The following is a 26,585-nucleotide window of genomic DNA, read 5'->3' as shown; positions in this document are numbered from 1 at the left end:
GTCATTCTCAGAGCCCAGCGTGATATCAAAGGCTATCAATTTGCATTTGATATCGCGTTTTACACTGTTTGAACCGGAATAGTAAAGAAAAATGTAGATCCCTGGTTTAAAGTGCTTTCAACCCAGATTTTCCCGCCATGTTCAGAAATAATCTTCGATGAAATATAAAGGCCCATGCCCAAACCAGGGTGTGAAGTAGTCACATCGTCCATTCGATAAAATTTATCGAATATTTTAGCAATTCCGGCTGATGACATTCCAATGCCGCAATCAGTCACTTTAATAATTACGCTGTCACCGGTCTCTGATAATACCGTTTCAATATCAATTGCAGCATTCCGTGCAGAATACTTTACAGCATTACCCAACAGGTTAGTCAGCACTTGTTCCAAACGTAGCGGATCAGCCATTATACGGCAAGGTGTACCGAGGCTAATATTGATCTGGTTGCTAGAATGAACATTCGATAACATCGTTACCGTTTCATTTACGAATTCATTAAGATCAACATCTACCAGATCATATAGTAAACTGCCGTTTTCCACTTTTGAAACATCCATAAGTTGTTGGGCCAAAAGAGAAAGCTTGGTGGTTTGCACATCAAGTTTGTCGATTACCCCTGCAACCTTATCTGTGTATTGATCTTTCAGTAGTTTCAGCATTTGGGTATAGGCCTTTACAACAGTAATAGGCGTTTTAAGTTCGTGGCTGGCTACGGAGATAAACTCACTCTTCTTCTCATCAAGGTCACGGCGCATTCTGATTTCTTCTTCCTGCTCACCCGTTAGCCTGTGCAGTTGAAAGTTTTTCTGTTTGATTTCTTCATAGGCGTTCAGCGGAATTACGTTTTCAAAAAACAGCTTTAAAGCACTGAGCTTCGTTTCGTCAAGTTTTAAAGATCGTGGTAACCCGAGGCCCATTTCAATAACGTAGGCATTTCCTGATGAACTAAAGGAAAAGTCAGGTAGTAATTTCTTTGCATAAAAGAACCCTTCATCAGTAGCCCTGAAAGTTTGGTCGGAGTCGAAAACCACCCTTGCATACAAAGAATACCGGGGGTATTTTCCTGAGATGAGAATGTTCAATCTTCCATTATCCGTATACTCAATGGCGGTTCTTGATATTTCGGATACGGCCGTAGCGAAAGTTGTACGGGTGGCAACAGTCAGTCCGAGCTGCTCTCCCACCTGCATCGATCTGCGGTGAGCCAAAACCAAATCCATTTCATTTTCGAGTGAAATATCTAAAATCTCTTTCATCTTACCGAACTTTAAGTACAACAACTGACATGTCATCTGTTCCACGCGCATGATCCTTATAAATACACGCAGCGAGCAGAACAGGATCATGTTTTAAAATCCCCGGGTACTTCGATACTTCCCATCGGGTTTTAATACCGTCTGAACAAAGTACCAGCTGATTAAATTCCATCGAACTGTATACCTGGTCGTTCATGGTTGTGGGAATATTGTGCCCGACAATTCCGTTGTAAGACATGTGATTTTTCGAGGAACCAGGCCCTATCCATTTTGCGGATATATTTCCTATTCCGGCAGACAACCATTCACCCTTTTCTATATCAAAATGAGTGATATTGGCTACCATGCCGCGGGTTTTTCTTGTAGCACCATGAATAAACCTCAAGGTCTCAATCGGGCTTCGCTCCGGAAAAACTTTAAAAACTTTTGCCGCTTCATTTACAGCCAGGTTAGCCTGGGGTCCATGCCCCAATCCGTCGCCGAGCATCAGCTTAATACTGTTGCCGTTAATCCGGCAGGTAAAACCATCGCCACTTACTTTTTCTCCTGGCTTACTCATCACAAGTGGTCTGATTACCAGACCCTTCTTAACAAGGGGTTTAATGCCAATGTAAATCCGGCTTAACAAAATGGTTCCCCAACCTACCTGAGAAAAGATATCAAAAGTATCAGAAAGTCTTTTGATGCTTCCTAATCCTGCCCCTAAAGTACTGCTGGTAGACATGCCGTCTTGCAGCATTCTGGATGGATTCTGCATTCCCGGGCCGCTATCAATACTGATTAGTTCGATATATGGCACCCCATCTTCCTGGAAGTTTCCAAAAAGAATTTCACCGTGATCAGCGTATTTGAAAAGATTGCTGGTCATTTCAGCAACAATAATATCTACCTCCGCAATTCGGGTACTTTCCATTCCGGCATCAAGCAATCGCTGGTGGATTTCTTTTTTCAGAAGAGAAAAATAACTTCTGTCGTTTGCCTGAAGGCTTATATGTGTAGCGTCAACCATTTGCCCATTTTAATATCATCACCACTGTACCTTCACCGGGCTTGCTTTTTAACTCAAATTCGTTACAGAGTCGTTTTGCTCCAGGTAAACCAAGTCCCAAGCTTTTACCGGTAGAGAAGCCGTCGCGCATTGCAGCAGCAATATCCGGAATGCCGGGTCCCTGATCAGTAAAAGTAAGGCGTACGCCATTGTCTCTACCTCGTGTTACCACTTCAATCAGGCAATTGCCCCCGCCCCCGTAGCGCAACATATTTCTAAGTAATTCACTTGCTGCCGTAATTAATTTCGTCTGGTTTACCAAACCCATTTTTATCTTGACGGCAACTTCTCTTACGCGATTACGCAAAAGCACAACGTCCTGCTCGCGCTGAACCTGAATGTTATCCTTACTCAGCGAAAGTATCATCATCATCGGTTTCGTCTTCGTCCCCGTGATCATCCCCAATCATCGACTTAAGTAAGTTCATGCCTTTTTCCACGTCCAGGGCAGTATGTACCCCTTTTAATGGCAGGCCCAGTTCAATCAAGGTGATGGCCACTGCAGGTTGCATGCCCACTACCACCGTTTCAGCATCCAGAATTTTCGACATGCTGGCAATATTTCCGATAATACGTCCCATAAATGAGTCCACTATCGAAACTGCCGATATATCAATCAGTACTCCTTTCGAGCTGGTTTTGTTCACCATTTGTACAAGGTCTGCCTCCAGATCAAGCGCAAGCCTGTCGTAGAGATCAACCTGAATGGTTACCAGCAGAAAGCTTCCCATCCTTAGAATAGGAATTTTATCCATGGTTATAAATGATTAGTTTTTGCTATTGAACCGCTTTTTCGAACCTCCAGTCTTAACACTTTAAACGCATAAGACAGCGCACTTGCAAGTGTGGCTTTCGTAATGATATTAGAAAGATCAATACCTAAATGAACTACCGTTTGGGCAATCTCAGGTCTGATACCACTGATAATACATTCCGCACCCATCAATCTGGTTGCGCTAACCGTTTTGATTAAATGCTGTGCCACCAGCGAATCTACAGCTGGTACACCAGAAATATCAAGAATAGCAATACTCGATCCTGTTTCAACGATTTCCTGAAGTAGATTCTCCATCACAATCTGTGTTCTGGAACTATCCAGTGTACCAATAATTGGTAAAGCCAGAATGCCATCCCATACACGGATTACTGGCGTAGAAATTTCAGCAATCTCATCCGTTTGCCTTAAAATCACTTCTTCCCTGCCTTTTATAAAGGTTTCAAAAGTAACAATGCTCAGGTTGTCCATTACTTTATTGATCTTAATACTTTCCTCAAAAAGCTGTTTCGGATCTTCAATTTCGCGTTGCAAAACTTCTAATAAAGCCTCCTTTAAACTGTGTACAAACCTCCCGGTTTCTCTTGGCGAAAATCCCTGGCGTGCACGGGTAATGGCTATACCACCTAATATTTCTATAACCGGATCCCAACGATCAGCCTCGAAATCAAGAAGATCATCCCCCGCTAAATTGGTAACCAACGCAGAAATTAACTCCTCAGACTGACCTCGAAGGTCTTCGTTACTAATCAGGTCTTCTCTTAAACCATCGTCTGAGAGTTGATTTTTCATCCAGATTTCCAGGATGTTCGTTTTTTGTTTCTGTAACAATTTCAGAGTATTAAATGACATTTTTTAAAATGGATGTTTAAGGTTTTAGACTTGACATTCCGTACTGGATTTAGGGTAGAAAGGTAGGAATAGTCTTTGGTATTTTAAAGAATTTATTTTTTCGCGTATAAATACCACTTTAGCGCTAAGCGACTGAAATCCTATCATTGGAAATACCTGGAAAATTACCAGTATTATGTACCATCCGGCTAACGTATAAATTACAATTATAAAATAACCCAAACCTTTTTACCGCAACACTTGTCTTTCGTATACTAATACCTATAAAATGAACAATCCGGAAAACAATAAAAACGAAAAAGATATCCTTAAGGATCTACAGGAGGTGCATTCAAAAATCGAATCCAATCCCGAAGATCAGTATGATCCTGCTGGAACAGATGCTGCCACCAGTGATCTGGATGAACAGTTGAAAGGCAGTGATGCTGACAGTGATCAAAATTCTGGTGAGGAAGTTCAGCAAGAAGAAAAACACAAGCAAGAGAAAGGTAGTGATGCTGATCACCAATAGCCTTGACTCTTCCTTATCACTTTTTCAATACAACAATTTTGCGGATCAGCGCTGCCTGTGAACCATTAGTTAACGAAACAAGCGTGCCGTTTTTCCAATACTGGGCCGCACCGGCATCACTGTAGCCTGCTACGTACACATCAGTTCCTGATGTAGCGACTGACAACGCAAAAGCACTTTCTTGCCCGTTGGAAAGAATTACTGGGGATCCGTTTTTCCAATACTTAGCGGAAATTGCATTACTTGCATTACTCACTCCGGACCCAGCAATATAAACATCATTTCCATTTACCGCGATCGATGTTCCTCTCACGTCCGGCGTACCATCGCTGATTAAAACGGGAGAACCCAGGTTTTTGCTATAACGGGTTTGCGACTGGCCGGAATTATTATAACTTTCTGACCAAGCCAGATATAAATCATTGCCCGACACAGCGATCGCCTGATCAACCGCCGCCCGGCTTCGGTCTGAAAGATCAAACAGCTGCCCGTTTTTCCAATAGCAGGTAACGGTAGTAAGCCAGTCGAGATTTCTGCGCTCACCGATTACATATACATCATTGCCTACTAATGCAATACCTCTAGCAACGGCCTGCTGCGTATTATCTGTTAGCGCAACGGGTGTCCCGTTCTTCCAATATTTTGCCTGATAAGTAGACGCGCCGGGAGATAGTTCCTGACCGGCAATATAAACATCGTTGCCAGATACAAAAATGTCGTTGGCAAATGCATCTCTTGTACCGTCAGTTAATGACATTGAGCTGCCATTCTTCCAGTATTTGGCTACATACTTTCCTGCTGCATTAATTTCATATCCTGCAATATGAATGTCTGCACCAGATACCACCATTGCATTTGCGTCTGACGATCCCGTGTTTCCACCCAGGGTAACTGCAGTGCCGTTTTTCCAGTATTTAGCCACGTATCCTTCACGTCCTGCTGCATAAACATCATATGGCTGCGGCGTGGGGAGAATTGGATCTTCTGACCTCTTCTTACAAGATAAAAACGTACTTAACACTATTAAACACAACGAAGCGAAGTGTAATTTTTGACCCATATTAATCTTTTGAGTACTTTAACACTATTGAGTTGAATTAGCTTTAACTCTTTTTATCTGCTAACCAATGTATAAACCCATTAGTCAATACCTTCGGCAAACTAACCAGTCTGCTCAAAATATGTTTACGGCACCATCAAAATTCTTCCGAATTTCCCCGACTTCTCCGCTTCACGATGTGCACTTTCCGCGTCAGCAAGCTTAAATACTTTATGAATGGGCACTTCTACTTTACCTTCTGCAACCCACCGAAGGGATTTGTGCAGTAGATCAACTACAAATTGTTCCTGCATTACCGCTCCGAGTAAGCAACCAATCACGGTCAGGCGGTGCGACAGGATGTATAGCGGATCAATAAAGTTTCCTTCCCCCACCCTTCCTGCAATCAACACTACCTTACCACCATTTTTTACCGCCTTAATGCCATCCACCAGTACTTCCATACCTACTGTATCAATAAATACGTCTACGCCATGCTCATCAATTTTTTTCACCTGTTCATGGATGGGTGTTTCACCCGACACAACTGTTTTCCACACACCGAATTCGTCCAAAGACCTGAGCGTGTTTGCGCTTCTTCCGGTAGCAATCACTTCAATTCCATCATTCACAAGTAATTGAACAACTGCATTGCCCACACCACCGGTTGCACCACTTACCAGCACCCGCTGACCAGGTTGTATAGCACTCAAATGAATGGCCAGCGCAGCCGTTCCCACCCCAATAAATGCAGCTATTGCCAGTTTTGGATCCATCCCTTCTGGAATCGCATAAGCGGAAGCGGCATCAACGGCTCTAAGTTCAGCATGCGAACCCGCCCAACTAAAAGTGATCACTTTCTGCCCCACCTGAAAACCAGTCACGTCAGCGCCAATCTCAATAATTTCTCCAGCTGCAGCATAACCCACAATGTAATTTGACGTAGGTGGCGCAGAAAGCAAACGGTTAGACAGATCGCCACCTTCAATGCTGATCACTTCCACCTTAATCAGTACCTGATTTGAACCAGGTTTGGGGTCTGCTACTTCGGTATAGGAGAAAACCTCTGGCCCTCCATTCTTTGAATATACTGCTGCTTTCATTCGAATTAAATTTTATTTTTCTGAAATGCCTTGAGTACCGCAGCGGTAACCAGTGCGCCACTTAAGTAATAAGCGACTGTAAGTACTTTCGTTTTATTGTTCCTGGCAACAGTAGTTTCATCAAGCCCCAATGGCTTCGCAAGTTCTGTTGCACCAACTCCGGCACTAAGTCCGGAGAAGATCGCTTTTAACCAAATGTGTTTTTTGCCACCTGCCCCAATCAAACTGTAATAAAATGTATTTGACAGAATATCGCCCGCAAGCGTGGCCAGATAAAGTTGTTTTTCATTATTAATATGTCCACCCACTGTACCGAGGATGTTATTCAAAGCTTCCTCGCCAAGCAAATCTATCCTAGGCATATCTCTTCCTGTCTTTTTCAAGCCCTCATGCAATAGATTTAAAGCCACTGCTCCGGCCAATCCTGCAAATATCTGATGTAATTTTTTCATATGTTTTTATGATCGCAACGGTGATTCCGCTTAATAGTCAATCACAAAACAGACTTATTTGATGAATGGTTTTCAACTTATTCAGGTATTTATCTGTCCATTACTCCAAACAAGTCTGAGTGACCAAAAACCAGCGAAAAGCCCAGACAAAATTACGACCGTATTTATTTGGATACAGATTACTATCTTAGCGATATGACGAACCGAGAAGTGGTCAGATTGTATCTGACTGAAGAACTAAAAGATTCAACAAGGGGAATGTTTAGCTTAGCGCAAACATCATCCGCTGTAGAAATGGAACCTGGTGATTTAACAGCATCGTTAAAGGAGCTTGTCCTGGATAAGGTTATTACCATATTCGAACAAGAAAACCCCGACGATGTATTTATCGAATTGCAATTATAATGGCTTCGGATGATGAAAGGGAAAACGTTTACCTGGTATATAATAAAATTGCAGGATGGTTTTCTGAAAACAGACCAACTGAGCTGATCGAAAAAGCACACCTTGATGACCTGGTAGACCATATACCGGCAGATGGGCATGTCCTGGATTTGGGTTGTGGCACCGGACAACCAATTTTACAATATCTGATCAGCAAGAACTTGAAAGTAACGGGGGTTGATGCCAGCAAGGAAATACTTTCCATCGCCAGAAAGAACTTTCCGGAAAGCGAATTTCTTTTAGAGGATATGCGTCATCTTCATCTGAACCAAAAGTTTGATGCCATCATCGCATGGCATAGCTTTTTCCATTTACCAATCAACGATCAGCCAGCTATGTTTGAGCTTTTCGAAAAGCATTTGAATATTAACGGGATCTTACTTTTTACTTCCGGAACAGAACTTGGAGAAGCCTGGGGAATGAACGGTGGAGAAAATCTGTTTCATGCATCACTGAATACAGAGAATTACAGTCAGCTTTTAAAAAAACATCATTTTGAAGTATTAAAACATGTCGTCAATGATCCGGATTGCGGGCATGCAAACGTGTGGATGGCGAGATTTTGCGGTTAAAACTCGAAAACATTTTAGGGTTGCCATGGTTAAGTTAACACATGAGCATCAAAACAAATGACGGGATATTCCGGACAGTGACTTCGATTATCCTTTATACAGCAGGATTAGTAATCCTGCTATGGTTCCTTTATAAAATACTTAGTGTTGTACTGCTGGGGGTTTTCGCCATCGTTCTGGGGGTAATTATTAATGCGCCTGTTAGCCGACTGGAAAAGAAAGGCATGAAGCGCTGGCTGGCCTGCCTGATTATATTCTTTATCATTTTCGGTATTACTATTCTGCTTGGCTGGATGGTGGTTCCTCATTTAAGCAACCAGCTGGATGTTTTGATTGGAAACCTTCCAAAATATTATTCCAGCGTATCCGGTTATCTGGATTCCGTACTCCGGAAATTTCCCGAACTCCGAAAAGAGATCAACGAAGGAGGTGCCTCCATTTCGTCAGCAATGCCTTCCATTGGTAATACGGTAATGGGGCTCGGTAACTTTTCATTTTCAGTGCTTGGGGGTGTTTTCGTCTTCATTGTATTCATTTGTATGGTGGTTTTCTTTGTCGGCAATCCGAAACCGATTGTGGAACTTTACCTCACTGTATTTCCAGTCAAGCAAAGAGAAAAAGCAGAAAAAGCAATGAAACATACCTCAGTAATGCTTGTGGGCTGGATGAAGTCTAACCTGATTGGCGGAGCAATTGAAGCCGTACTGGTTTACGGTTTTCTAACCTTAATGAATGTTCCCGGTGCATTGGTATGGGCTGCACTGGCCTTTTTTTCCGAACTGATTCCCAAAATCGGATTCTATATCATGGCCATTCCTCCCACCATGGTCGCGCTTTCTGTGAGTCCGGCAACAGCTTTTTGGTGTCTGGTATTCTTTCTTTTACTTAACGAACTTGTTTCTGATTTCCTAATGCCGAAGCTGAGGTCATCCACCATGAATATCCATCCTATGTCATCTTTGTTCCTGCTTTTAGCAATGGGAACCGCATTCGGCCTCACAGGTGCGCTGCTTGCTACGCCCCTCGCGGCAATCATCAAAGCCTACTATGAAGAATTTTACCTGCGTCAGTTCCCTGAAGATCCTCAGCTTGAAAACCGGACAAAGGAAATTATTTATTCCTAACTCCCAATACACCAGCCGGGTGTAACACAACCCAACATCCATCTGAAACAAAAAGCCAGGTTATCAGTTATTCATGCTCAAAATCAGGAAGCATAAATAAACGCATTTAAAGAATGGAATTTTACAAAAACAAGAAAAAATCAGCACAACTTATCATCATATGCCTGGGCATATTTATTTCCCTGGTCGTTGTATTTTTGTATTGCATCGGTTTATTCACCGGCGACATCAGCACCAAACTGGCTGGAATATCTGCTGTATTGGCACTGATACTGATCATTGTCATTGTCCGCATGCTCCTATCTTTAAATCAGTCAGCCCCACTTCTTACACTAAGTAAAGAAGGAATTACCTCAGCGGTTACCGCAGTGAGCAAGGCGGCAGGCTTGATCTACTGGCAAGATATTCAGGACATCACCATTACGAAATCCGGTTGGGATACGTTAATATTACTCCACGTTGGCAGAGCAACTTACTACATGCCAATCATCGAGAAAAAACTATCGGCGATGGCAATAACCGGTATCCAGGATTCAACTGATACCCTCCAGATTTTCCTTACCGCATCTGAACTGGATATGGACGCAAAAGAACTATTGCGCATCATTCAGGATTACCGAAATAAGCATGTTTAAAGTAAACTGTTACAGGATATTTCAATTCCGTACGCCTTCAATCAAATTTTAAAATATCGCCGGAATGCTGATATAACCCATTGCTGGGCGATGTGTGGTTAATAAATGCATATTTCAGTTGATCAACAACTCAAGATGAAAAATATAACATTTTGATTTTCAATTAATTTTAGTATATTTGAGAATAATTAAAATAAAATATAATGCAACAAGGAACAGTAAAATTTTTCAATGAGACAAAAGGTTTTGGATTTATCGTACCAGCTAATGGCGATGCAGAACTTTTTGTACACGTATCTGGTTTACTAGATAACATTCGTGAGAATGACACAGTAAGCTATGATGTAGAAGAGGGCAGAAAAGGCCTGAACGCAATCAATGTTAAGATAGGATAAGATCGTACCCTTCATAAATTGTTAAGAACATCCGCTCAAAAGGCGGATGTTTTTTTTTGCTCATTACACCTGCCATTTCTCAAGGCCGGCATAAGCCCTATCCACCGCCTTCGCTTCTACATTGAGCTCAAAATCCCTTTCAAAGCCTGCATCGAAAACCTTAAAATTAAATAGCCCCTCACCTCTGATTATTCCTGTGATGAACTCCCGGAAAATGCGCTCAAAAATAGCAAAATCCCTTGCCGGTTTACAAACCAGCAAATAATCGCTTTCCGATTGAACGACCACCTCCTCCAGATCATCCGCCCAACGGGAAAGCAGCATAGCTGGTAGAGTTGAAAACGCCTGGGCATCGATAAACTGTTCAACGGCGTGTAAAAAGTCCCTGTTCAGAACAGATGTGCCCGATGCCTTCCAGCAGCCGCCCTGCATATCCAGCTCCCCCAGGATTTCATCATCCCGCAAAATCATAAACGGTTCACCGTTATTCTCCTGCAAAAGCAGATAAGCACTGAAGCCAAGCGCTGAGGCGCCATCCTCATGGATATAATGTAATTTGATCATACGCTTAAAGGATTAATGATTCGCCTGAAGGTCAGGTTTAACCTCGGGCGCATAAAGGCTTTGGATTTAGCAATCCTATGGTCCCATTTCTGCTGCAAATCACCCTTCATCAACAACAGCGAACCATGCTCCAGTCGCACGGAATGCTTCACTGCATGATTGGCCTTCAACCGGATATCAAAGCTCCGCACCTGTCCGAAAGATACCGAAGCAATAATCGGATGCGAACCCATTACTGTTTCATTGTCGCTGTGCCAGGCTACTGAATCCTGCCCATCCCGATAATAATTGAGCAACACACTGTTGAAGGCAATGCCAGCCACAGGTTCCACCAGCCGCTTTAATGACAACAAAGGTTCCGTCCAGGGCAATGGCGCAGACTTACCAAGCGCGGTATAATCCACCTGCGTCTCATCACCGTAAAAAGCAGATAACCTTGGCGTTATCACTTCCTTATCGTAATACTTCACCACTTTTTGTTTCCATGGTGTAGTGGAAATCAGCTCAGCCAGCATGGCATCACTTTCACTCTCCGGAATAAAGCCCGCGCGATATTCCAGTACATCCAGCGGCAAGCCCACTGTCTGCCCCGCTATCCCAAAAAAGCTCAGTTGTTCCATCCTGACAAAAAATAAAAATTTTAATTAAACAAGCTCAGGTCAGGCCCCGAAGGTTTATTATTATCGTCGTCCTTATTCCTGGCATTATTCAGCTTGGCGTCTACCTGCCAGCCTTTTAGGAGGAAATCATCCACCGGATGAAGCACCTTAAGCCGCTCCGATGCAGGGAGTTCCCTATCCAGCCATATCCCACTCTCGCTTTGCGAAAGCAGGCAAGGCATCCGGTCGTGTATTTTCGACATAAAATTATTAGCCGGCTGCATAATCATCGTACAGGAGGGGATCACAATACCCGTTTTAGGATCTTTCCAGCTGTCCCAGAAACCTGCCAGCAGCATAATACCCTTGTCTACACGCTCAAAGAAATAAGGTTGTTTCACCTTGCTGTTCCGGTCCCACTCATAAAAACCCTCTACCACAAACACACAGTGCCTGCGGCCAATCAGCTGCCGGTAGCTCGGCAGGCTGTGCATGGTCTCTATACGGCAATACGTGGTGGCAAACTTGGGTACTTCTCTTGATCCTGAAGGGATCAGCCCCCATTTCACGTAATGCAGTTTGCCGGGCCTCGCATCCAGAATAACCGGCATATCTGTTCCCGGCGGACGGTTGGTATCCTTTTCCTTTGCCTCACCGCCCAAAATCACGCCGGCTTTGGCCGCCATCGCCTTACTCTCCCCAATTAATGTTCTTCCACACATCTTCTTTCCTCTCTTTCCGGCAACACCGGAATCGTTTATCCAAAAACCTTAAACCAAAAATCTATTTTACTTTAATAATATCCGTCCAGCGGGTGGTATAACCCTTCGACAAAAACTCATGCTTCAGGCGCCACTTTTTCTCATATCCTTCCGTTGCCATGCGCAGCGTTCCCCTGCCATAAGCCAGGTTCAGTTTATCAAGCACTTCCGATACCCTGTCCTTCTTTCCACCATCGTGTGCAGAAAAAATATTCAGCTGCAATTCCGATTCTGGTACCAGTCCCGTGGCAATCACCCCGGCCTTGCGGTACTTCATGCCGTACTTAAAAAGCCTGGCCGATACCGTTACGGCGATTTTCACCAGATCGGAGGTATTATTGCTCGCAATCAGCAGCTTGTGGGTATGGAAGGGAAAATGTTGCGGATGGTCTTCCCTGTTCTCATTGGTATATAAAAACACCTGCAGATACAGGCAGCGAAGTCCCTGTGCACGCAGCTTCTCGGCCAATCTTGTGGCATAAAGCGTCACTGCTTCTGCCAGGATGTCTGGCTGCTCAATATAATTTCTAAACGAGCGGCTCACTGTTACCCCTTTGGTACTTTCGCGTACCGCATCAATCGGTATGGCCGGCCTTCCCCAAAGCTCATTCCACATTCGCTGACCAATAATGGTCATGTGTTGCTTAAACCACATTTCTGGCATGTCACGAAGCTGACCAGCAGTTTCAATTTTCAACTCTTCAAACTTTTTATAATACTGGCGTCCCACACCCCAAAGGTCGTGCACCGGAAAATCATGTACCGCAGCGGTTATCTTTTCATCCGTATCCAGCACCATTACACCGTTGTTTTTCTTGGCCAGTTTATTGGCCAGCTTGGCCAGTGTTTTAGAAGGTGCAACACCAATCGAAACCGGAATACCCGAGTTCCTGACCACCGATTTCCTGATCCTGGGCACATAAGCTGCTAAATCCGAAACCCCGCCCAGCCATCCAAAAGCTTCATCAATCGAATACACATCCAATCTCGGAAACCATCTGGCCAGATTATGCATCACCCGCTCACTCATATCCCCATATAATACATAGTTGCTGGAAAACACCTGAATATCAAACTTTTTAATCAGGTCGCGAACCAAAAACTCCGGATCACCCATTTTAATACCACAGGCTTTAGCTTCTTCACTCCTGGCAATCACGCAGCCATCATTGTTGCTCAGCACCACGATCGGTAAACCATTGAGTTCGGGGCGAAACAAACGCTCGGCAGAAGCATAAAAGTTATTACAGTCACAAAGTGCAAACATCCCTGTACCTCCCCTGCTTTAATCCTGCCGGCAGCATGCCCCGGCAAATCGCCGTTACCACACCCCAGATGGAAATTTCCGACATTTCCTTTTCCAGCATGTCGCCATTATCATTCCGCAAAGCGGCCTCCCCGCCAATCACCATGTACATCCTGCAGGAAAAACAGCCGGAAATAAAGGCAATTACTACTGCACCGGCACAAACTTTCAATGAACGGTCTACCACCAGGATATCTCCTGCATCAATGCCGAATGAACGCATTGCATCACCCTCCATCTTAAAATAAAAGGTTGTATGCGGATCAACCACCAGCTTTTCAGTGATATCCAGTCGTCCCTCCAGGTAATCTGCCGCCGGAGATTGAAATCCCGAAATCTTTTGCTCTGCTCTTTTCTCAAACGACCTGATCATAAACCCATTGCTTAACTGGAGCAAATTTATACTAATTATTTTAGCAAATTGAATTTAAAGCTAATTTTGTTAGAGAAATAAAACAACCAATAAGAATAATCGAGGTACAGGTGTTTGGTACCAAATTTTTGCCCTGCTTCCTAAAAACGTTTGACCTTTTGATGGCTATAATTTAGCGGCATAAGATGCAAGCTCAGGAATTCCTCCGGTTCATTTAGTAAATGCTCAATCGCCTCAACCTTACCAGATTGATCCGGCAAGTAAAAAGATGCTGTATTTTAGTGACAATCAATTGAACGACCTTCTGAATTCCATTGGAGAAATTGTCGTTTTAGACTTAAACAGATTATTGAACGATTGAGGATGCTCAAATCCCAGTGCATATGCAACCTCTCCTACAGAAAGGTTTGTGGTCGAAAGCATCTGTTTGGCCTCAATGATCAGTCTTTCATGTATATGCTGCTGCGTACTTTGTCCGGTTAGCGAACGCAGCATATCAGTCAAATAACTCGAAGAAAGATTTAGCTGGTCTGCAAAGTATGAAACAGAGGGTAACCCAAATTTCAAAGCTAAACCATCCTTAAAATAGGCATCCAATAGGGTCTCGAATTTCTCAAGCACATTACCCCCTACTGCCTTTCGGGTAATGAATTGTCTTTTATAAAAACGATTGGCATAGTTAAATAGTAATTCAAACTGTGATATGATCACATCGTGGCTGAAATCGTCTATCCTTGCGTTCAATTCATTTTCGATAAAACGAAATATAGAAAGGATTGTATTTTTTTCTTCTTCCGAGAGATGTAACGTCTCTTTAATGGAATAGGAGAAGAAACCAAACTGCTTTATCTTTTTAGCAAGCGGGTAGCCTAAAAAGAAGTCAGGGTGTATAAACAATGAAAACTGAGAACAGGCAGAATCTTCAGAACCTTTACCTCCGATAATCTGACCTGGTGCAGCAAATAATAGTCCGCCCTGATCAAAGTCATAGTAATCCTGTCCGTATTCTACTTTGCCACTTAACCTTGGTTTATATGATATCTTGTAAAAACCCAGCACATGGCGATGGTGAAGTTTATCAGGTGGCATAAAACTATGCACCTCGTTTATCATGCTAACCAGCGGATGCCTGGGTTCCGGCAGGTCGAAAAAAAGATGTGCTTCTCTGAGTGATTTAAACTTTGTAGGTGCCCGTTCCTCTTTTTTCATAAATTCTTCCATTAAAGATAATAAAACCGGCTATTAAAATAACCGGTTTTATTTAAAATTATCCCTTATTACCCTGTGCTGATCTTGAAACTTCATCCCACAATTCCCATAAGGCAATACGTTCTGCATAAACCCCCTTGATCAATGGAAGATTATGGCTTCCCATATTAAAACGCAACGGTGGGTTTTCAGCATCTATAACTTTAAAAAGCGCTTGTGCCGTTGCATTAGGATCTCCCTGCTCAAAGGACGAAAGGTTTTTAATAAATTCTGTCTTCAGCGCTGTGTACGCCTCAATATTGCCTGCGAACTTTAATGATTCCTGACTACCGAATTCGGTAGCATATGCTCCTGGTTCAATAATGGTGACTTTGATTCCAAACTGCTTTACCTCTTCTGCAAGACTTTCGTGGATGGCCTCAAATGCCCATTTTGAAGAGCTGTAATATCCCAAAACCGGCAAAGTGAAATGCCCGATGTTACTTGAAGTTCCTAAAATATGGCCAGAACCTTGTGCCCTCAAGATGGGCAACGCCGCCTGAATTACGCTTACCGGACCAATAATGTTGGTTTCATACAAAGCCCGGATTTCATCTGCAGTTGCTTCCTCAATAGTGCCCACTAATGAATAACCTGCGTTGTTTAGCACAATATCAAGTTTGCCAAAATGTATATGAGCTTTTTGAACTGCTTCTTTAACCTGTTCCGGTTTTGTCACGTCCAACTCCAGCGGCAATACCTGGTCGCCATACTTTTCGCTAAAATCAGAAATGCTCTCCAGCTTCCTTGCTGTAGCCACTACTTTATCGCCGCGTTTTAATGCAGCTTCTGTCCATACACGCCCGAAACCACGGGATGACCCGGTAATAAACCATACTCTATTTTGCTGTTCCATCATATTTATTTATTTCTACACGACAAAATTAGTGAGACCTGCTTCTGCATTTGTAGGCAAAGCGCAGATTTTTGTAGGCTAATAGCGGAACATTTATCCCCTTAAGATTGCAAAATCTTCACCCCCCCTTTAGATCAAGCTTTCCGATGGACAGATCCGCCATTATAAGCCGAATACCATTTATACTGTCTTTCCGTAAATTACTGCAGACCGCCAGACAGGCTGCCAAAAGTGTGAGATCATCAAAACGAATATCTATATTTGGTGAAGCTCAACTACAGATGGTCATCGAACACCAGCAATATGATTTATTTGGCAAAACGTTATTAGAAGTTTTGGTATTGAAGCAGCCTTTTGTTCACGAAATGCCTGCAGCAGATAACGCCTGTTTTCATTATATGCTCGACAACGAAATACAATACAAAATAGACGAGAAGCAATTTAAGGTTGGCAACACGGAATCGGTACTGCTAAATTGCCGAACAGTAGGCAATCAAATGAGCAACTCCACGGCTACCAGCCAAAATAAACTGGTTATTGTACATTTCCATCCGGATATTCTAAAGAAAATTTACGACAGGGAATTGGCAAAACTTTTGCAACAGCCAAAAAACAGGGTTTCGAATAAAACCAGCGAAAGGATTAACAACGATTTTTTAATTTACCGGTACATAGAAGGGTTATTGTTTTATTTCGAAAATCCCATGCTGGTAAATGAGGATATTCTGGTGTTGAAATTGAAGGAGATCATCATTTTACTATCTCAGACTAAGAGTGCCGATGCTGTACAAATGATTTTGGCGCAGTTATTCTCGCCTACCGTTTACTCCTTCAAACAAATTATTGAAGCCAATCTTTTTGCCCACATCACGCTCAATGAACTGGCCGATTATTGCAACCTTAGTTTATCATCTTTTAAGCGGGAGTTTGCCAAACACTACAACGATACTCCGGCCAACTATATTAAAAGCAAGCGACTTGAAAAAGCGGCTGAGCTTCTCGTCGTTTCTAATATGCGCATTACAGATATCGCTTTTGAATGTGGATTTAGTGAATTAGCCAATTTCACCAGGAGTTTTAGTGATAAATTTGGCCTTCCACCCAGCAATTACAGGTTGAACCAAATCGCCAAATAATTGAACCAAATCGCAAAAAGCTTTTTTGTTTTCTACCCCATATTTGCATTGTCAATAACGACAAAACATTTAAACATCAAAAAACATGGGATTATCGTCATTAGGAATTTTTCATACTGTTATAGGGGTAACAGCCATTGTTGTGGCAATTGTATCTTACCTTAAATATGGAAAAATCAATCTAGCAGAAACATCGGGCAAAATATATGCGCTTGGCACCGTCATCACCTCCTTAACTGCATTAGGCATTTCCAAACACGGCGGCTTTAATGCCGGTCATGTATTTTCAATATTTATCCTGATTATGGTTGTTGTAGCATACTTCCTTTTCAGCCGCAAACAAGCCCATAAAACGCTTCGATATGTAGAGAACTTCCTGCTATCCTTAAGCTTTTTCCTATCATGGGTACCTACCGTTAACGAAACCTTTACCCGCGTGCCGCTTGGACACCCCTTAGCAAAAAGCCCCACCGATCCAATTATTGCGCAAACGCTATTGGTATTGCTGGTGTTGTTTATTGCTGGTTCAGTGCTACAGTTTTTAACGCAGAGAAAATTAAACAGGACTGTTAAGCCTTAAAAATTGCCCAAACAGATTTAGCCTCCAAGTTCCTGTTCAAACATTGGGCAGGAATTTTTGCGTCACTATTGAAAGCATTTAGGTAATCAGGCTGCGAGTATTCATTGATCTATCTTAACTGTCGAACAGCATAAAATAGATGCTTACCTTTGATTCCCCTTATCAAACTCAACCAGTCTGCAACTCCCTCCTCAACTTCAAACCAATTCTCAAATTAAGACTTTATTTGGATTTATTCTCAATAAGCTTAACTTTGCAAAAAATGCCACACGGATCCGACCCCGTGTGGCGTTAGGGCGCTTAGCCTAACAACTTCTAACATCAAATTAAAAGTAAATGCAATTTAAGAAAATTTTACGCTTAGGTGTGTGCTGCACCGCAATATTTGCAGTTCAGGCCAGTTCCGCTCATGATCTGACAGCCATTTATACTACACCTAGTCTTACGACGCACCGCAATGACGAACAAACCGGGGTAGTGAGAGGCCGGATCACCACTGCTGATGGTGGCGTAGCTGCAAATGTAACCGTAGTGCTGAAAGGCACCCGCCTGGGCGCGGTTACCGACGAGGATGGCTTATATCAGATCCGACGTGTACCGGTTGGCGATTATACCCTTGTGGTTTCAGCAGTCGGACTTTTTCCAAAGGAAAAACAAATCCATGTTTCCTCCCGCAGTACGGTGATCGCCGATTTTTCTTTAAAAGAAAATCATTCGGAGTTAAACGAGGTACAGGTAAACACCAATAAGAAAAAATATAAAGTAGATAAAGTTTCGCCTTCATTGCGTTTACAATCTCCGCTGATCGAAGTGCCACAGAACATCCAGGTGGTAACCGGCAAGGTAATGGCTGATCAGCAGGTTTTTGATATTGTTGATGGCATCACCAGAAATGTGAGCGGTACGTTACGCGTAGGCCACTGGGATGCACAATATGCCAATATCTTTATGCGCGGTACCAGTATTCCTGCCTTCCGCAACGGGATGAACCAAAAAATGCCATGGGGACCATTGGCTGACGATGCGGCAACCATTGATCGCATTGAATTCGTAAAAGGGCCATCTGGCTTTATGATGGCCAACGGTGAGCCCGGCGGTATTTACAATGTGGTAACCAAGAAACCTACGGGTCAAAACAACAGTTCGGTAAGTGTAGCTGCCGGTGGTTATAACCTGGCACGCGCGGCTGTCGACCTTGATGGCAAATTAAGTCGTGATGGCAAGTTGTTATTCCGCCTCAATGTGGCCGCACAATCTAAAGACAGTTACAACAAATACAATTACACCGATAAATATATTATTGCGCCAGTAATCAGCTATCAGATCGACAGCAATACTTTAATCACTGCTGAATATACTACACAGCACGTGGAGGCACAGGCACTGGGCACCTACGGATTTTCGCCAAAAGGTTTCGCAGATACCGATCCCAGTTTCTTTCTGGGCGACCCGGCACTTGACCCGGCAAAGCTTTATGACCACAACGCCACCCTTTATTTCAGCCACCGTTTAAACAAAGACTGGAAAATCAATGCGCAGGCAGCCTATCTCCGTTATGGTTTAGATGGCGGTACCCCATGGCCTTCCACCATCGCGGCCAATGGCGATATGAAGCGTTACCTCAATATCAGTGAGGAGCTGGCCATTAACAAAAACCTACAGGTAAGCCTGATGGGCGATGTGGCTACGGGCGCTATTGTACACCGCATTCTCGGCGGACTGGATATGGGTAACCTGAAAACCTGGGGCGATTTCTCCAGCGTAACCAAACCTGATCTGCAGTTGGCAAACAATGCAACCTTTAATATTTACAATCCGGTTTATGGTATTCCTTTTAGCAATATCCCTTTTTTCGATCGTTCACGGAGTATCCAGAACCGTTCAGGATCAAATGTATATGCCACTAACCTCACCTATACCGGTGCTTACTTACAGGATGAACTTCGCATGCTCGATGGACGTGTGCGTTTAACCTTAGCCGGTCGTTTTACTCATGCAGTAACCGTGGGTAAAACCAACCTAACACAAATATCTGATAATGTTTTCAGTCCGAGGGCTGGGTTAAGTGTAACCCTTGCGAAAGATTTCAGTGCCTATACGCTTTACGATCAGAGCTTCCTGCCGGTTGCCGGTCAGGACTATGCCGGAAATCCTTTCAAGCCGATCCGCGGTAATAACATCGAGCTGGGCTTAAAGAAAGATTTCTTCGATGGCAGATGGAACGTAACGGCGGCTGCTTTCCGCATCAAAAAGTCTAATGTATTAACTGCCGACCTCGACCCGGCACACCTGGCTTTAAATCCAAATGCACAGATTCAATTGGGCGGCGTTATCTCAAAAGGTATTGAACTGGATGTAAATGGTGAAATTACCCGTGGCCTGAACCTCGTATTAAATTATGCGTTTACCGATGCCACTATCAGCGAAGATGCTAAACCTGAACTGATTGGAAGGCATACCCCTAACTCTGCCAAGCACATTACCAATGGCTGGTTATCTTACCGCTATCAGAAACAAGGGTCGTTGCTGAACGGTTTTGGCTTAAGTGCGGGTTACCAGATCCAGCTTGACCGCTATGCCGGATCAACTTCTGTTCCATTGATGCTGCCTGATTATTACCGTTTTGATGCCGGTGCTTCTTACGAAAAAGGTAGAATAACCATCTCAGCGGTAGTAAATAACCTTCTGGACCGCAGGTTGCTGACACAGGGATCCTATACCAAACTAGCCACTGAAACTGCCACATCGGTTTCTTACTATACCTATATCTACGAGGTTCCGCGTAATGCACGTTTGAGCCTTACTTACCGGTTTAAATAAGCTGATCTGATCTATAAAAAAAGTACAATGACGAAGAATCAACCCCCCGGAAAAAAGAAGCAAAAAGATACGCTGTTTAAGCGCGTCAACAACTGGCTGCACTTGTGGCTGGGGTTAATATCAGGCGTCATTGTACTCATTGTATGCCTCACCGGTTGCATCTGGGTATTTAACGAAGAAATTACCGGTTTGCTCGAGCCTGAAACTAAAATAGCCTGGCAAGATCGGCCTGTTGTTAAACCCTCTCAGCTAATGCAGATCGCGGCGAAGCTTTATCCGGAAAAGGTACCCTCCTATGCCAATTACCAGCAAGGCCGGGCCATCAACTTAAATTTACGGGCGGCTAATGCCGGTCTGGGCGATCGTCGTACGGGAAATACCATCCTCAAAGTAAATCCTTACACGGGCGAGGTAATTAGTACCGAAAAGCACAAACCCGGTGAATCTGATTTCTTCCGGTTCATTTTAAACGGCCACCGCTTTCTATGGATGCCTTCCGCAATCGGTCGTCCCATAGTGAACTACGGCACGTTAATCTTTGTTGTTTTACTTATCACCGGACTGATCTGGTGGTACCCAAAGAAATGGAATAAATCAACGCGTGATAAGAGTTTCAAGATTAAATGGGGAGCCTCTTTTAAACGGGTAAACCTCGATCTTCACAACGTAATGGGCTTCTATGCGTTGTTGTTCCTGGCGGCTATTGCCCTTACCGGGATGGTGTATGGTATTAAATGGTATAGTGAAGGCTTGTACTGGGTTACTTCAGGTGGCGATAAGTTGGCCGAATTCAAACGTTTGAGCTCCGATTCTACCTTAAAAGGAACAGGTTATGCGCCCGAAAAAGCAATGGATCTGGCCTGGGAACAGGTCATTGCGCGCCACCCTAAATCAATGGGTTTTTATTATAGCTTCGCAGATACGTCCGATGCTAAAGCCGCCATCAACATCACCGTGTACCCCAATAAAGGGCAGTTTTATAATAGTCAGGGCTACACTTTTGACCAACATAATCTGAAGGAGTTAAAGCGACAAGATGCCTATTCAGTAACCTATGCGCAGGCCTCCTTCGGGCAGAAACTGCGAAAGATGAATTATGATATCCATGTAGGGAGTATCCTGGGATTTCCGGGTAAGGTGATGGCCTTCCTGGCTTCACTTATTGGCGCCAGTTTACCCATTACCGGATTTCTGGTATGGTACGGCCGGAAGTTTAAGAAAAAGCGTAAACAGCCGGAGAAAAGTCTGGTCAGGAAACCTGATACGGTAACTTCCAATCCACGAGAAAAAATACTTGTAGAAATATAAATACACAGCCCCGGATGCTGAAATCCGGGGCTTTGTTATAAATGCTGTTTACCGTATTAATGCTGATAGCTTTTTTACTCCGATAGCGTCAAAGAATACTAATCCTTCCGCGTTGATATCAGCACACCAATCAGCGCCAATGCCCCTAAGCCCAATGCAACTTTTGTTTTGCGTGATGGCACAGGAAGGCTTGTTTCACCATAAATTTTGTAAGGTTTATCCGAGTGGTTAAGGATGTTGCCCGAAGTAGGCGCGCCTTGTTTGATTTTCATCAATACCCGCATTCCGGCAGAAGCCGTGTTCACCAGCAGGCGAGGAAAAACACTATGCATGGTCTTTAATGCCCATGACTGGAAATCCGGAAATTTGTCTTTTCTGGGGTGAATGGCAAGGCTTAGCAATTGTTCCGCAGTATCACGCGGATCGGCAGCCGTAGGGGGAACTTTAAATTCGAGTCCGGAGTATTTTGCCGAATGCATATTGCCTGTAGAGCGTTGAAGTTGCGGATAAAGATTACATACATGGATATCAGGCTCGCCAGACAGCTCCCCCTGCAGGCATTCCATCATCCCTTTAATTCCGAATTTAGTTGCTGAATAAGCTGCACTGTAAGGCGCCGGCATAAATCCCCCGATAGAAACATTGTTAATCAGCACACCTCTTCCCTGCTTTTTAAAAACCGGGAGCACTGCATGTGCACCATTCATGTAGCCAAAAAGATTGGTTTTTACCACCTGATGGCTCACTTCGATGGGAATTTCCTCAAATTTGCCACTGGCCATTACGCCTGCATTATTTACCCAGAAATCGATTGCACCGTTAACAGCCAGGGCCTCATTCACCAGGTGGGTTACCTGATCGTAATCAGAAACATCGGTGGGCACAGCCTTTACCGATACACCATAACTTAAGCAACGGCTTGCCGCGTTTGATAATGCTTCTTCTCCCCTGGCCGCGATAACCAGATTGCAACCTGCTTTAGCAAAAGCCTCAGCAGTTGCCAGTCCTACCCCGCTCGAAGCGCCCGTGATGACCGCCGTTTTATTTTTAAGTATTTCGCTGTTGAATTCCATCTTTCCGATTGTTAAATAACTGATTATTCAACACCGAGACAGGGAAAAAGTTTCATTGGCTTATCTCCCCACTTTCCACCACAGCCAAGCTGCCAAAACCAGCCCACCCATTACCCAGTACCACCAGGTAACCCTAACCTTCGCACTACTCGCCGCCGCTTTTTTTTCTTTTACACTTTGCTGCGCCTGTTGTTTCTGTGTTACCATAGCCAGCCCTGCCGCTTTTGTTTCCACCTTTCTGCTATCCCTTTTCCAAAGTTCCATCATTTCTACCTCTCCTTTAAAACCACTATCGGGCGAATAGAAAACGATACCTTTCGGCCAAATGCGCCATTGCAATTCGCTATCACTGCTATCGTTACGCATTACCGTCCATTGCCGCGTAGCTGTCAGTTCGGTTTGCAGGTTGCTACTTGCAGTTAATGAAGCATTCGCGGCATCTTTCCGTAAAGTAGTGCAGGCCGCCAGGCAGGCTGCCAACAGTAATAATAAATGCTTCATGACTTGTTCCCTTTCAGCCAGCTGGCAAAATATTTGATGGTGCGGATATGCCGGTACTTGCTGTACACCCCATCACCCTCGCGGCTCCCGGCAACATTGGTGTTTCCCTCCACGGTAATGATCCATGAGCCGCGTTGCATTTTTACTATACCACAATGAGCGATGCGCCTAAGGCCCGGAAAATAAACTCCAAATACATCGGCTGGCTCAGGATTGCTGGTGCGTTTGCTGAGCGGAAGCAAGGATGGGCTCCAGGCGGTTCGGGGTTGCTGGCAACCCGCTTGCCCGTACACCCAGCTCACAAATGAAGCACACCAGGGATCGCCTTTGGTATTGCCCGTATAAAGGAGGTATCTTTCTACCACTTCACCATCGTTGTGGCCGGTGGCTTCATGAACTCCCAGCTGACTCTCAGCAACCTGAAGGATCAGCTGACGTGTGGGCTGTACACGCAATTCCGATTTTAAAACACGGCTACCAAACAACCCACTCCAGCCAATAACAGCAGCGCAAAACAGGCATAATAAAAACTTAACTGTTGCCATGATTGTAAATTTTTGAATTGTGAAACCATAAAATGAACTGAGGGTAATGCGAGTTGCTTTCGCAAAAAGGTAAACAAGCCAAGTGATAACATCAACAGGCAGAACCAGCAAATCAAACTGAAAAATGCGAGTTGCCATATACCGGCGTCTACCAGTCCTACGGTAGCATCGCCAGTGTCCAGCAACAGGGGTAACACCCGCCAGGCAGTTGTTAATACCGATGCAACCAGTAGCACGAGAAAAACACGAAATAATAAATCTCCTTTACGGAGCTGAAATAATAAAGCTTTCATAATGAACAATTTAAGGTTGAATAAAAATACCGCCCGGCACTTCTGCCTTTGTTGCTTTTAGCATCTCTCAGACTGGCCGGGCGGTAATCAGAATAAATAATTGGAAGGTTACACCACCGTCAGTTCGGAAATGTTGGCACTATCGCTGTTCGTATAAGCCTTAATCGTAGAGCTAAAGGCCACATAAATCTGCACCGCATCTCCCACAAAGCTTGCTGGTAATTGCAGGCTATAGGTTTTAGCCGAGCGTGGTGCTACCAATGAAAACCTCATGAATTTAGTTTTCACTGTGTTATACACCAATACACTCAAGCTATCCGTACCGTCGATGTACTTATCGTCGGCCTCCGTATGAGACCATCCAATGTTAATCACACCGCCTGCTTCCGGCTCTACCAGAAATTCTGCTGGCATTTCCAGTTTACCATTGCTGAAACGAAGCATGCTCAGGTCGATCTCATAATCCGGATAGTCGCCAATAACTGCATTCTTCAGGTGCCAGGCCACCGCCACATTCATCGGTGTAGACACCTCACCTGAAGCACCAAAACCACGATCAATCAAGGCACTGAAGTTGCTTAAAAATCCGGTCACCAAACCAAACTTCGCCTGCTGCATCAATTGTTTTTGAGTAGGCGCCTTACCGCTACTGCGGGGCAATCCCCTGATTACATCTAATGAACGCCAGTAAGCACCCACTACTGTTCCTGTTTTCTTGCGGAATCCACCAAGGATTCCCTGTTTAATAAGTCCCATTGTTTTAAGGATTAAATAAAAAAATTGATTAACTCGATGGTACTGATTGCCGCTTAACCGGTATAGGCTTGTCAGCACCAACAAGACAAAGGGAAAGAAAATCGAAAAAGTATGGCAGTACCCCGGGTACGGTACCCCCAGGTGATATAGGAGGATAAATGCGTTTATAGTAACGCAGGACGAGATTTTTTTTATTTTTTTTGTTCGAAAAAACTATACGAGGTCAGGATATAAACTTGCTCAAGGTGATAATGTTATCGATATTAGGCCAAAAATATCTAACACTGTAAAAAGCCCGTTCTATGAAATGGAAAGAAGCCTTACATACGCTAAATAAAAATGGATTATTACCGCCCCAGGATTTAGAGGCACTACTCCTTATGCCCAGCTTTAGAGATGAGGTGTTTTTTCCGACCTATACAAATTTAGGCTATACTGCCATAGAGCCGGTATTTGAAACACTAAGTAGGCAACTGAATATGTTTAGAATAAACATATCGATTACTTCGTGGGTAACCAGAAGACTGCTCGATTTGGCGTTTGTGTTTCAGCCTGGGAAAGATATCAACTGTAGCATTGTAAATGACCGAATATATAATATCGACTTTACTTCCAGTTTGGGGCATGCTGTTGATATGCATATTTTAAACAGTTTAAGAACAGAAAAACCTTTAGACATTGATTACAGGCGATTAAATAGATATGTCGGTAATACTGATGCAAAGATAAAAATGTGTTTAGAACAAATTCGTTATAATTATGACACCATAGCGCCTGACATCATTGATGGCAGCGTTTGGATAACTAATGCCCAGGAAAGTTATGAGGGTTTATAATTCAGAATAGATTTAAAAATACACTAGCAACCATAATGCTCGCCAAGCTTCTGGCAAGTCTGCTTTTAAATTCTTCAACAGGTCTATTCAGAAATACCCCAAGTTCATTTGCTCAGGTTCTCAAAGAAAAACCGGGTGCAAATACATCACAACCGTTAGGCATTTTAGGTAAGGGCGAGTGTAATTAAAATCTATATGAAAAAAATTATTATCTTACTAACTGTAATGATCATCCTGAGTTTTTTCTCAGGAATTTCGATCAATAGAAATTGGTTCTTTATCTTTCAGTTTGAACTGATAGATTTCCCAGAAATGATTTTAGCTGGCCATGTGCGTATAGTGAAGATAATGTTATGGTGTCTGGTCATCATATCACACATGGGTATTTTATTATTGCCATTTGTATCTAGTACAAAGTATTTTAAGCTAGCCCTACTTATCTTACCTCTGGTTTATTTACTAAGCTATCTGTTTTTAAGAGCAGAATTTTTAGTCTTACTAATACCTTTCACTATTATTTGGTTAATTACATTAAGAGTATCTAATCGTTATTTAAAAAGTATTAATCGAACATCTACCTAGTTGTTTTGCGCGAAATAAATCTATAACGCAAATAATTTGGTTATAGCACATTGTTATGACCAAATTATTATTCAAATTCAGACGAGCTGCCGTGCTATAGTGTTGATCAATTTTCCATGATAATACCTTTTATCGGAATATATAACTCACACTTGTTGTATCTCAATAAACTTTAGCATGGTTATTTGCTGCACAGCTAAAAAGCAATACGAGAAAAATAAATAGTACATACTTTATGC

General features: G+C 43.4%; 31 protein-coding genes. 11 read left to right on the top strand and 20 right to left on the bottom strand.

What is annotated here, in order from left to right:
* Nucleotides 1-59 precede the first annotated feature (59 nt).
* The 5 genes from R2Q80_RS21155 to R2Q80_RS21135 are packed head-to-tail and all read right to left on the bottom strand — an operon-like array spanning nt 60 to nt 3,934.
* Nucleotides 60-1,259: a sensor histidine kinase gene (locus R2Q80_RS21155; protein ID WP_316801526.1), complete on the bottom strand. Its 1,200-nt coding sequence runs from the start codon at nt 1,257-1,259 to the stop codon at nt 60-62.
* 1 nt (nt 1,260) lies between these two features.
* Nucleotides 1,261-2,268 carry a serine/threonine protein kinase gene (locus R2Q80_RS21150; RefSeq protein WP_316801525.1) on the bottom strand — a complete coding sequence of 336 codons (1,008 nt, stop codon included), beginning with the start codon at nt 2,266-2,268 and terminating at the stop codon, nt 1,261-1,263.
* Entirely contained in the window at nt 2,261-2,680 is a 420-nt protein-coding gene (locus tag R2Q80_RS21145) for an anti-sigma regulatory factor (protein WP_316801524.1), read from the bottom strand. The genes R2Q80_RS21150 and R2Q80_RS21145 overlap by 8 nt, the downstream gene beginning before the upstream one ends.
* Entirely contained in the window at nt 2,655-3,062 is a 408-nt protein-coding gene (locus R2Q80_RS21140; RefSeq protein WP_316801523.1) for an STAS domain-containing protein, read from the bottom strand. The genes R2Q80_RS21145 and R2Q80_RS21140 overlap by 26 nt, the downstream gene beginning before the upstream one ends.
* 2 nt (nt 3,063-3,064) lie before the next feature.
* The gene (locus R2Q80_RS21135) at nt 3,065-3,934 is read right to left on the bottom strand and encodes an STAS domain-containing protein (RefSeq protein ID WP_316801522.1); all 870 of its coding nucleotides are present in this window, start codon (nt 3,932-3,934) and stop codon (nt 3,065-3,067) included.
* A gap of 268 nt (nt 3,935-4,202) precedes the next feature.
* Between R2Q80_RS21135 and R2Q80_RS21130 the strand changes: the two genes are divergently transcribed.
* A complete protein-coding gene (locus R2Q80_RS21130; RefSeq protein WP_316801521.1) occupies nt 4,203-4,445 on the top strand; it encodes a hypothetical protein in 243 nt (80 codons plus the stop codon).
* A 16-nt stretch (nt 4,446-4,461) separates the two neighbouring features.
* On the opposite strand, the gene R2Q80_RS21125 is transcribed toward R2Q80_RS21130, so the two are convergent.
* The 3 genes from R2Q80_RS21125 to R2Q80_RS21115 form a co-directional block, all read right to left on the bottom strand.
* Complete coding sequence (locus R2Q80_RS21125) at nt 4,462-5,505, bottom strand: hypothetical protein (protein ID WP_316801520.1); 1,044 nt, start codon at nt 5,503-5,505, stop codon at nt 4,462-4,464.
* A gap of 125 nt (nt 5,506-5,630) precedes the next feature.
* A complete protein-coding gene (locus R2Q80_RS21120) occupies nt 5,631-6,587 on the bottom strand; it encodes a zinc-binding alcohol dehydrogenase family protein (RefSeq protein WP_316801519.1) in 957 nt (318 codons plus the stop codon).
* A 5-nt stretch (nt 6,588-6,592) separates the two neighbouring features.
* Complete coding sequence (locus tag R2Q80_RS21115; RefSeq protein ID WP_316801518.1) at nt 6,593-7,039, bottom strand: hypothetical protein; 447 nt, start codon at nt 7,037-7,039, stop codon at nt 6,593-6,595.
* A gap of 195 nt (nt 7,040-7,234) precedes the next feature.
* On the opposite strand from R2Q80_RS21115, the gene R2Q80_RS21110 reads away from it, so the two are divergent.
* The 5 genes from R2Q80_RS21110 (at nt 7,235) to R2Q80_RS21090 (ending at nt 10,209) form a co-directional block, all read left to right on the top strand.
* Complete coding sequence (locus R2Q80_RS21110; RefSeq protein WP_316801517.1) at nt 7,235-7,444, top strand: hypothetical protein; 210 nt, start codon at nt 7,235-7,237, stop codon at nt 7,442-7,444.
* The gene (locus R2Q80_RS21105; RefSeq protein WP_316801516.1) at nt 7,444-8,055 is read left to right on the top strand and encodes a class I SAM-dependent methyltransferase; all 612 of its coding nucleotides are present in this window, start codon (nt 7,444-7,446) and stop codon (nt 8,053-8,055) included. The genes R2Q80_RS21110 and R2Q80_RS21105 overlap by 1 nt, the downstream gene beginning before the upstream one ends.
* 41 nt (nt 8,056-8,096) lie before the next feature.
* Nucleotides 8,097-9,179: an AI-2E family transporter gene (locus R2Q80_RS21100; protein WP_316801515.1), complete on the top strand. Its 1,083-nt coding sequence runs from the start codon at nt 8,097-8,099 to the stop codon at nt 9,177-9,179.
* A 113-nt stretch (nt 9,180-9,292) separates the two neighbouring features.
* The gene (locus tag R2Q80_RS21095) at nt 9,293-9,814 is read left to right on the top strand and encodes an STM3941 family protein (RefSeq protein WP_316801514.1); all 522 of its coding nucleotides are present in this window, start codon (nt 9,293-9,295) and stop codon (nt 9,812-9,814) included.
* Between the two features lie 203 nt (nt 9,815-10,017).
* Nucleotides 10,018-10,209: a cold-shock protein gene (locus R2Q80_RS21090; protein ID WP_047801067.1), complete on the top strand. Its 192-nt coding sequence runs from the start codon at nt 10,018-10,020 to the stop codon at nt 10,207-10,209.
* A 63-nt stretch (nt 10,210-10,272) separates the two neighbouring features.
* On the opposite strand, the gene R2Q80_RS21085 is transcribed toward R2Q80_RS21090, so the two are convergent.
* The 7 genes from R2Q80_RS21085 to R2Q80_RS21055 all read right to left on the bottom strand — a co-directional run bounded on the left by R2Q80_RS21085 (nt 10,273) and on the right by R2Q80_RS21055 (nt 15,919).
* On the bottom strand, nt 10,273-10,773 hold the full coding sequence (locus R2Q80_RS21085; RefSeq protein WP_316801513.1) for a hypothetical protein: 501 nt from the start codon (nt 10,771-10,773) through the stop codon (nt 10,273-10,275).
* Complete coding sequence (locus R2Q80_RS21080) at nt 10,770-11,393, bottom strand: alpha-ketoglutarate-dependent dioxygenase AlkB family protein (RefSeq protein WP_316801512.1); 624 nt, start codon at nt 11,391-11,393, stop codon at nt 10,770-10,772. Before R2Q80_RS21080 ends, R2Q80_RS21085 begins: the two co-directional genes overlap by 4 nt.
* A gap of 20 nt (nt 11,394-11,413) precedes the next feature.
* Entirely contained in the window at nt 11,414-12,094 is a 681-nt protein-coding gene (locus R2Q80_RS21075) for an SOS response-associated peptidase (RefSeq protein ID WP_053058496.1), read from the bottom strand.
* Between the two features lie 61 nt (nt 12,095-12,155).
* Nucleotides 12,156-13,400 (bottom strand): Y-family DNA polymerase, encoded by a 1,245-nt coding sequence (locus tag R2Q80_RS21070; RefSeq protein ID WP_316801511.1) that lies wholly within the window; start codon nt 13,398-13,400, stop codon nt 12,156-12,158.
* Nucleotides 13,384-13,812 (bottom strand): LexA family protein, encoded by a 429-nt coding sequence (locus R2Q80_RS21065; RefSeq protein WP_316801510.1) that lies wholly within the window; start codon nt 13,810-13,812, stop codon nt 13,384-13,386. The genes R2Q80_RS21070 and R2Q80_RS21065 overlap by 17 nt, the downstream gene beginning before the upstream one ends.
* Before the next feature lie 288 nt (nt 13,813-14,100).
* On the bottom strand, nt 14,101-15,021 hold the full coding sequence (locus R2Q80_RS21060; protein ID WP_316801509.1) for a helix-turn-helix transcriptional regulator: 921 nt from the start codon (nt 15,019-15,021) through the stop codon (nt 14,101-14,103).
* Between the two features lie 58 nt (nt 15,022-15,079).
* Entirely contained in the window at nt 15,080-15,919 is an 840-nt protein-coding gene (locus R2Q80_RS21055; RefSeq protein WP_316801508.1) for an SDR family NAD(P)-dependent oxidoreductase, read from the bottom strand.
* Nucleotides 15,920-16,197: 278 nt separating this feature from the next.
* On the opposite strand from R2Q80_RS21055, the gene R2Q80_RS21050 reads away from it, so the two are divergent.
* From R2Q80_RS21050 to R2Q80_RS21035, 4 genes are all read left to right on the top strand, one after another.
* Nucleotides 16,198-17,052 carry an AraC family transcriptional regulator gene (locus R2Q80_RS21050; RefSeq protein WP_316801507.1) on the top strand — a complete coding sequence of 285 codons (855 nt, stop codon included), beginning with the start codon at nt 16,198-16,200 and terminating at the stop codon, nt 17,050-17,052.
* An 85-nt stretch (nt 17,053-17,137) separates the two neighbouring features.
* The gene (locus tag R2Q80_RS21045) at nt 17,138-17,632 is read left to right on the top strand and encodes a hypothetical protein (protein ID WP_316801506.1); all 495 of its coding nucleotides are present in this window, start codon (nt 17,138-17,140) and stop codon (nt 17,630-17,632) included.
* A gap of 336 nt (nt 17,633-17,968) precedes the next feature.
* Complete coding sequence (locus tag R2Q80_RS21040; protein WP_316801505.1) at nt 17,969-20,452, top strand: TonB-dependent receptor; 2,484 nt, start codon at nt 17,969-17,971, stop codon at nt 20,450-20,452.
* A gap of 27 nt (nt 20,453-20,479) precedes the next feature.
* Nucleotides 20,480-21,760 carry a PepSY-associated TM helix domain-containing protein gene (locus R2Q80_RS21035; protein ID WP_316801504.1) on the top strand — a complete coding sequence of 427 codons (1,281 nt, stop codon included), beginning with the start codon at nt 20,480-20,482 and terminating at the stop codon, nt 21,758-21,760.
* 98 nt (nt 21,761-21,858) lie between these two features.
* Here R2Q80_RS21035 and R2Q80_RS21030 read toward each other — a convergent pair whose 3' ends face one another.
* The 5 genes from R2Q80_RS21030 to R2Q80_RS21010 form a co-directional block, all read right to left on the bottom strand.
* Nucleotides 21,859-22,833, bottom strand: a complete 975-nt coding sequence (locus R2Q80_RS21030) for an SDR family oxidoreductase (protein WP_316801503.1) — start codon at nt 22,831-22,833, stop codon at nt 21,859-21,861.
* A 60-nt stretch (nt 22,834-22,893) separates the two neighbouring features.
* Complete coding sequence (locus R2Q80_RS21025; protein WP_316801502.1) at nt 22,894-23,334, bottom strand: hypothetical protein; 441 nt, start codon at nt 23,332-23,334, stop codon at nt 22,894-22,896.
* Complete coding sequence (locus R2Q80_RS21020) at nt 23,331-23,879, bottom strand: peptidoglycan-binding protein (protein WP_316801501.1); 549 nt, start codon at nt 23,877-23,879, stop codon at nt 23,331-23,333. The genes R2Q80_RS21025 and R2Q80_RS21020 overlap by 4 nt, the downstream gene beginning before the upstream one ends.
* Entirely contained in the window at nt 23,798-24,172 is a 375-nt protein-coding gene (locus tag R2Q80_RS21015; protein ID WP_316801500.1) for a hypothetical protein, read from the bottom strand. Before R2Q80_RS21015 ends, R2Q80_RS21020 begins: the two co-directional genes overlap by 82 nt.
* A gap of 108 nt (nt 24,173-24,280) precedes the next feature.
* On the bottom strand, nt 24,281-24,928 hold the full coding sequence (locus R2Q80_RS21010; RefSeq protein WP_316801499.1) for a DUF6266 family protein: 648 nt from the start codon (nt 24,926-24,928) through the stop codon (nt 24,281-24,283).
* Nucleotides 24,929-25,230: 302 nt separating this feature from the next.
* On the opposite strand from R2Q80_RS21010, the gene R2Q80_RS21005 reads away from it, so the two are divergent.
* Complete coding sequence (locus R2Q80_RS21005) at nt 25,231-25,764, top strand: hypothetical protein (RefSeq protein WP_316801498.1); 534 nt, start codon at nt 25,231-25,233, stop codon at nt 25,762-25,764.
* Nucleotides 25,765-26,585: the final 821 nt, after the last annotated feature.

It is taken from the genome of Pedobacter frigidisoli (genome assembly GCF_032678525.1).
Classification (GTDB): domain Bacteria; phylum Bacteroidota; class Bacteroidia; order Sphingobacteriales; family Sphingobacteriaceae; genus Pedobacter; species Pedobacter frigidisoli_A.
This window is presented reverse-complemented; position numbering and strand designations above follow the sequence as displayed.

What these genes read in the sequence shown, in the direction of transcription:
- R2Q80_RS21105 (WP_316801516.1), top strand. Translation starts at nt 7,444, where the DNA reads ATGGCTTCGGATGATGAAAGGGAAAACGTTTACCTGGTATATAATAAA.
- R2Q80_RS21130 (WP_316801521.1), top strand. Translation starts at nt 4,203, where the DNA reads ATGAACAATCCGGAAAACAATAAAAACGAAAAAGATATCCTTAAGGAT.
- R2Q80_RS21145 (WP_316801524.1), bottom strand. Translation starts at nt 2,680, where the DNA reads ATGATGATGATACTTTCGCTGAGTAAGGATAACATTCAGGTTCAGCGC.
- R2Q80_RS21005 (WP_316801498.1), top strand. Translation starts at nt 25,231, where the DNA reads ATGAAATGGAAAGAAGCCTTACATACGCTAAATAAAAATGGATTATTA.
- R2Q80_RS21080 (WP_316801512.1), bottom strand. Translation starts at nt 11,393, where the DNA reads ATGGAACAACTGAGCTTTTTTGGGATAGCGGGGCAGACAGTGGGCTTG.
- R2Q80_RS21045 (WP_316801506.1), top strand. Translation starts at nt 17,138, where the DNA reads ATGGGATTATCGTCATTAGGAATTTTTCATACTGTTATAGGGGTAACA.
- R2Q80_RS21155 (WP_316801526.1), bottom strand. Translation starts at nt 1,259, where the DNA reads ATGAAAGAGATTTTAGATATTTCACTCGAAAATGAAATGGATTTGGTT.
- R2Q80_RS21085 (WP_316801513.1), bottom strand. Translation starts at nt 10,773, where the DNA reads ATGATCAAATTACATTATATCCATGAGGATGGCGCCTCAGCGCTTGGC.
- R2Q80_RS21015 (WP_316801500.1), bottom strand. Translation starts at nt 24,172, where the DNA reads ATGAAAGCTTTATTATTTCAGCTCCGTAAAGGAGATTTATTATTTCGT.
- R2Q80_RS21040 (WP_316801505.1), top strand. Translation starts at nt 17,969, where the DNA reads ATGCAATTTAAGAAAATTTTACGCTTAGGTGTGTGCTGCACCGCAATA.
- R2Q80_RS21025 (WP_316801502.1), bottom strand. Translation starts at nt 23,334, where the DNA reads ATGAAGCATTTATTATTACTGTTGGCAGCCTGCCTGGCGGCCTGCACT.
- R2Q80_RS21115 (WP_316801518.1), bottom strand. Translation starts at nt 7,039, where the DNA reads ATGAAAAAATTACATCAGATATTTGCAGGATTGGCCGGAGCAGTGGCT.
- R2Q80_RS21135 (WP_316801522.1), bottom strand. Translation starts at nt 3,934, where the DNA reads ATGTCATTTAATACTCTGAAATTGTTACAGAAACAAAAAACGAACATC.
- R2Q80_RS21090 (WP_047801067.1), top strand. Translation starts at nt 10,018, where the DNA reads ATGCAACAAGGAACAGTAAAATTTTTCAATGAGACAAAAGGTTTTGGA.
- R2Q80_RS21035 (WP_316801504.1), top strand. Translation starts at nt 20,480, where the DNA reads ATGACGAAGAATCAACCCCCCGGAAAAAAGAAGCAAAAAGATACGCTG.
- R2Q80_RS21070 (WP_316801511.1), bottom strand. Translation starts at nt 13,400, where the DNA reads ATGTTTGCACTTTGTGACTGTAATAACTTTTATGCTTCTGCCGAGCGT.
- R2Q80_RS21095 (WP_316801514.1), top strand. Translation starts at nt 9,293, where the DNA reads ATGGAATTTTACAAAAACAAGAAAAAATCAGCACAACTTATCATCATA.
- R2Q80_RS21120 (WP_316801519.1), bottom strand. Translation starts at nt 6,587, where the DNA reads ATGAAAGCAGCAGTATATTCAAAGAATGGAGGGCCAGAGGTTTTCTCC.
- R2Q80_RS21050 (WP_316801507.1), top strand. Translation starts at nt 16,198, where the DNA reads ATGGTCATCGAACACCAGCAATATGATTTATTTGGCAAAACGTTATTA.
- R2Q80_RS21075 (WP_053058496.1), bottom strand. Translation starts at nt 12,094, where the DNA reads ATGTGTGGAAGAACATTAATTGGGGAGAGTAAGGCGATGGCGGCCAAA.
- R2Q80_RS21020 (WP_316801501.1), bottom strand. Translation starts at nt 23,879, where the DNA reads ATGGCAACAGTTAAGTTTTTATTATGCCTGTTTTGCGCTGCTGTTATT.
- R2Q80_RS21125 (WP_316801520.1), bottom strand. Translation starts at nt 5,505, where the DNA reads ATGGGTCAAAAATTACACTTCGCTTCGTTGTGTTTAATAGTGTTAAGT.
- R2Q80_RS21030 (WP_316801503.1), bottom strand. Translation starts at nt 22,833, where the DNA reads ATGGAATTCAACAGCGAAATACTTAAAAATAAAACGGCGGTCATCACG.
- R2Q80_RS21140 (WP_316801523.1), bottom strand. Translation starts at nt 3,062, where the DNA reads ATGGATAAAATTCCTATTCTAAGGATGGGAAGCTTTCTGCTGGTAACC.
- R2Q80_RS21060 (WP_316801509.1), bottom strand. Translation starts at nt 15,021, where the DNA reads ATGAAAAAAGAGGAACGGGCACCTACAAAGTTTAAATCACTCAGAGAA.
- R2Q80_RS21150 (WP_316801525.1), bottom strand. Translation starts at nt 2,268, where the DNA reads ATGGTTGACGCTACACATATAAGCCTTCAGGCAAACGACAGAAGTTAT.
- R2Q80_RS21055 (WP_316801508.1), bottom strand. Translation starts at nt 15,919, where the DNA reads ATGATGGAACAGCAAAATAGAGTATGGTTTATTACCGGGTCATCCCGT.
- R2Q80_RS21010 (WP_316801499.1), bottom strand. Translation starts at nt 24,928, where the DNA reads ATGGGACTTATTAAACAGGGAATCCTTGGTGGATTCCGCAAGAAAACA.
- R2Q80_RS21100 (WP_316801515.1), top strand. Translation starts at nt 8,097, where the DNA reads ATGAGCATCAAAACAAATGACGGGATATTCCGGACAGTGACTTCGATT.
- R2Q80_RS21065 (WP_316801510.1), bottom strand. Translation starts at nt 13,812, where the DNA reads ATGATCAGGTCGTTTGAGAAAAGAGCAGAGCAAAAGATTTCGGGATTT.
- R2Q80_RS21110 (WP_316801517.1), top strand. Translation starts at nt 7,235, where the DNA reads ATGACGAACCGAGAAGTGGTCAGATTGTATCTGACTGAAGAACTAAAA.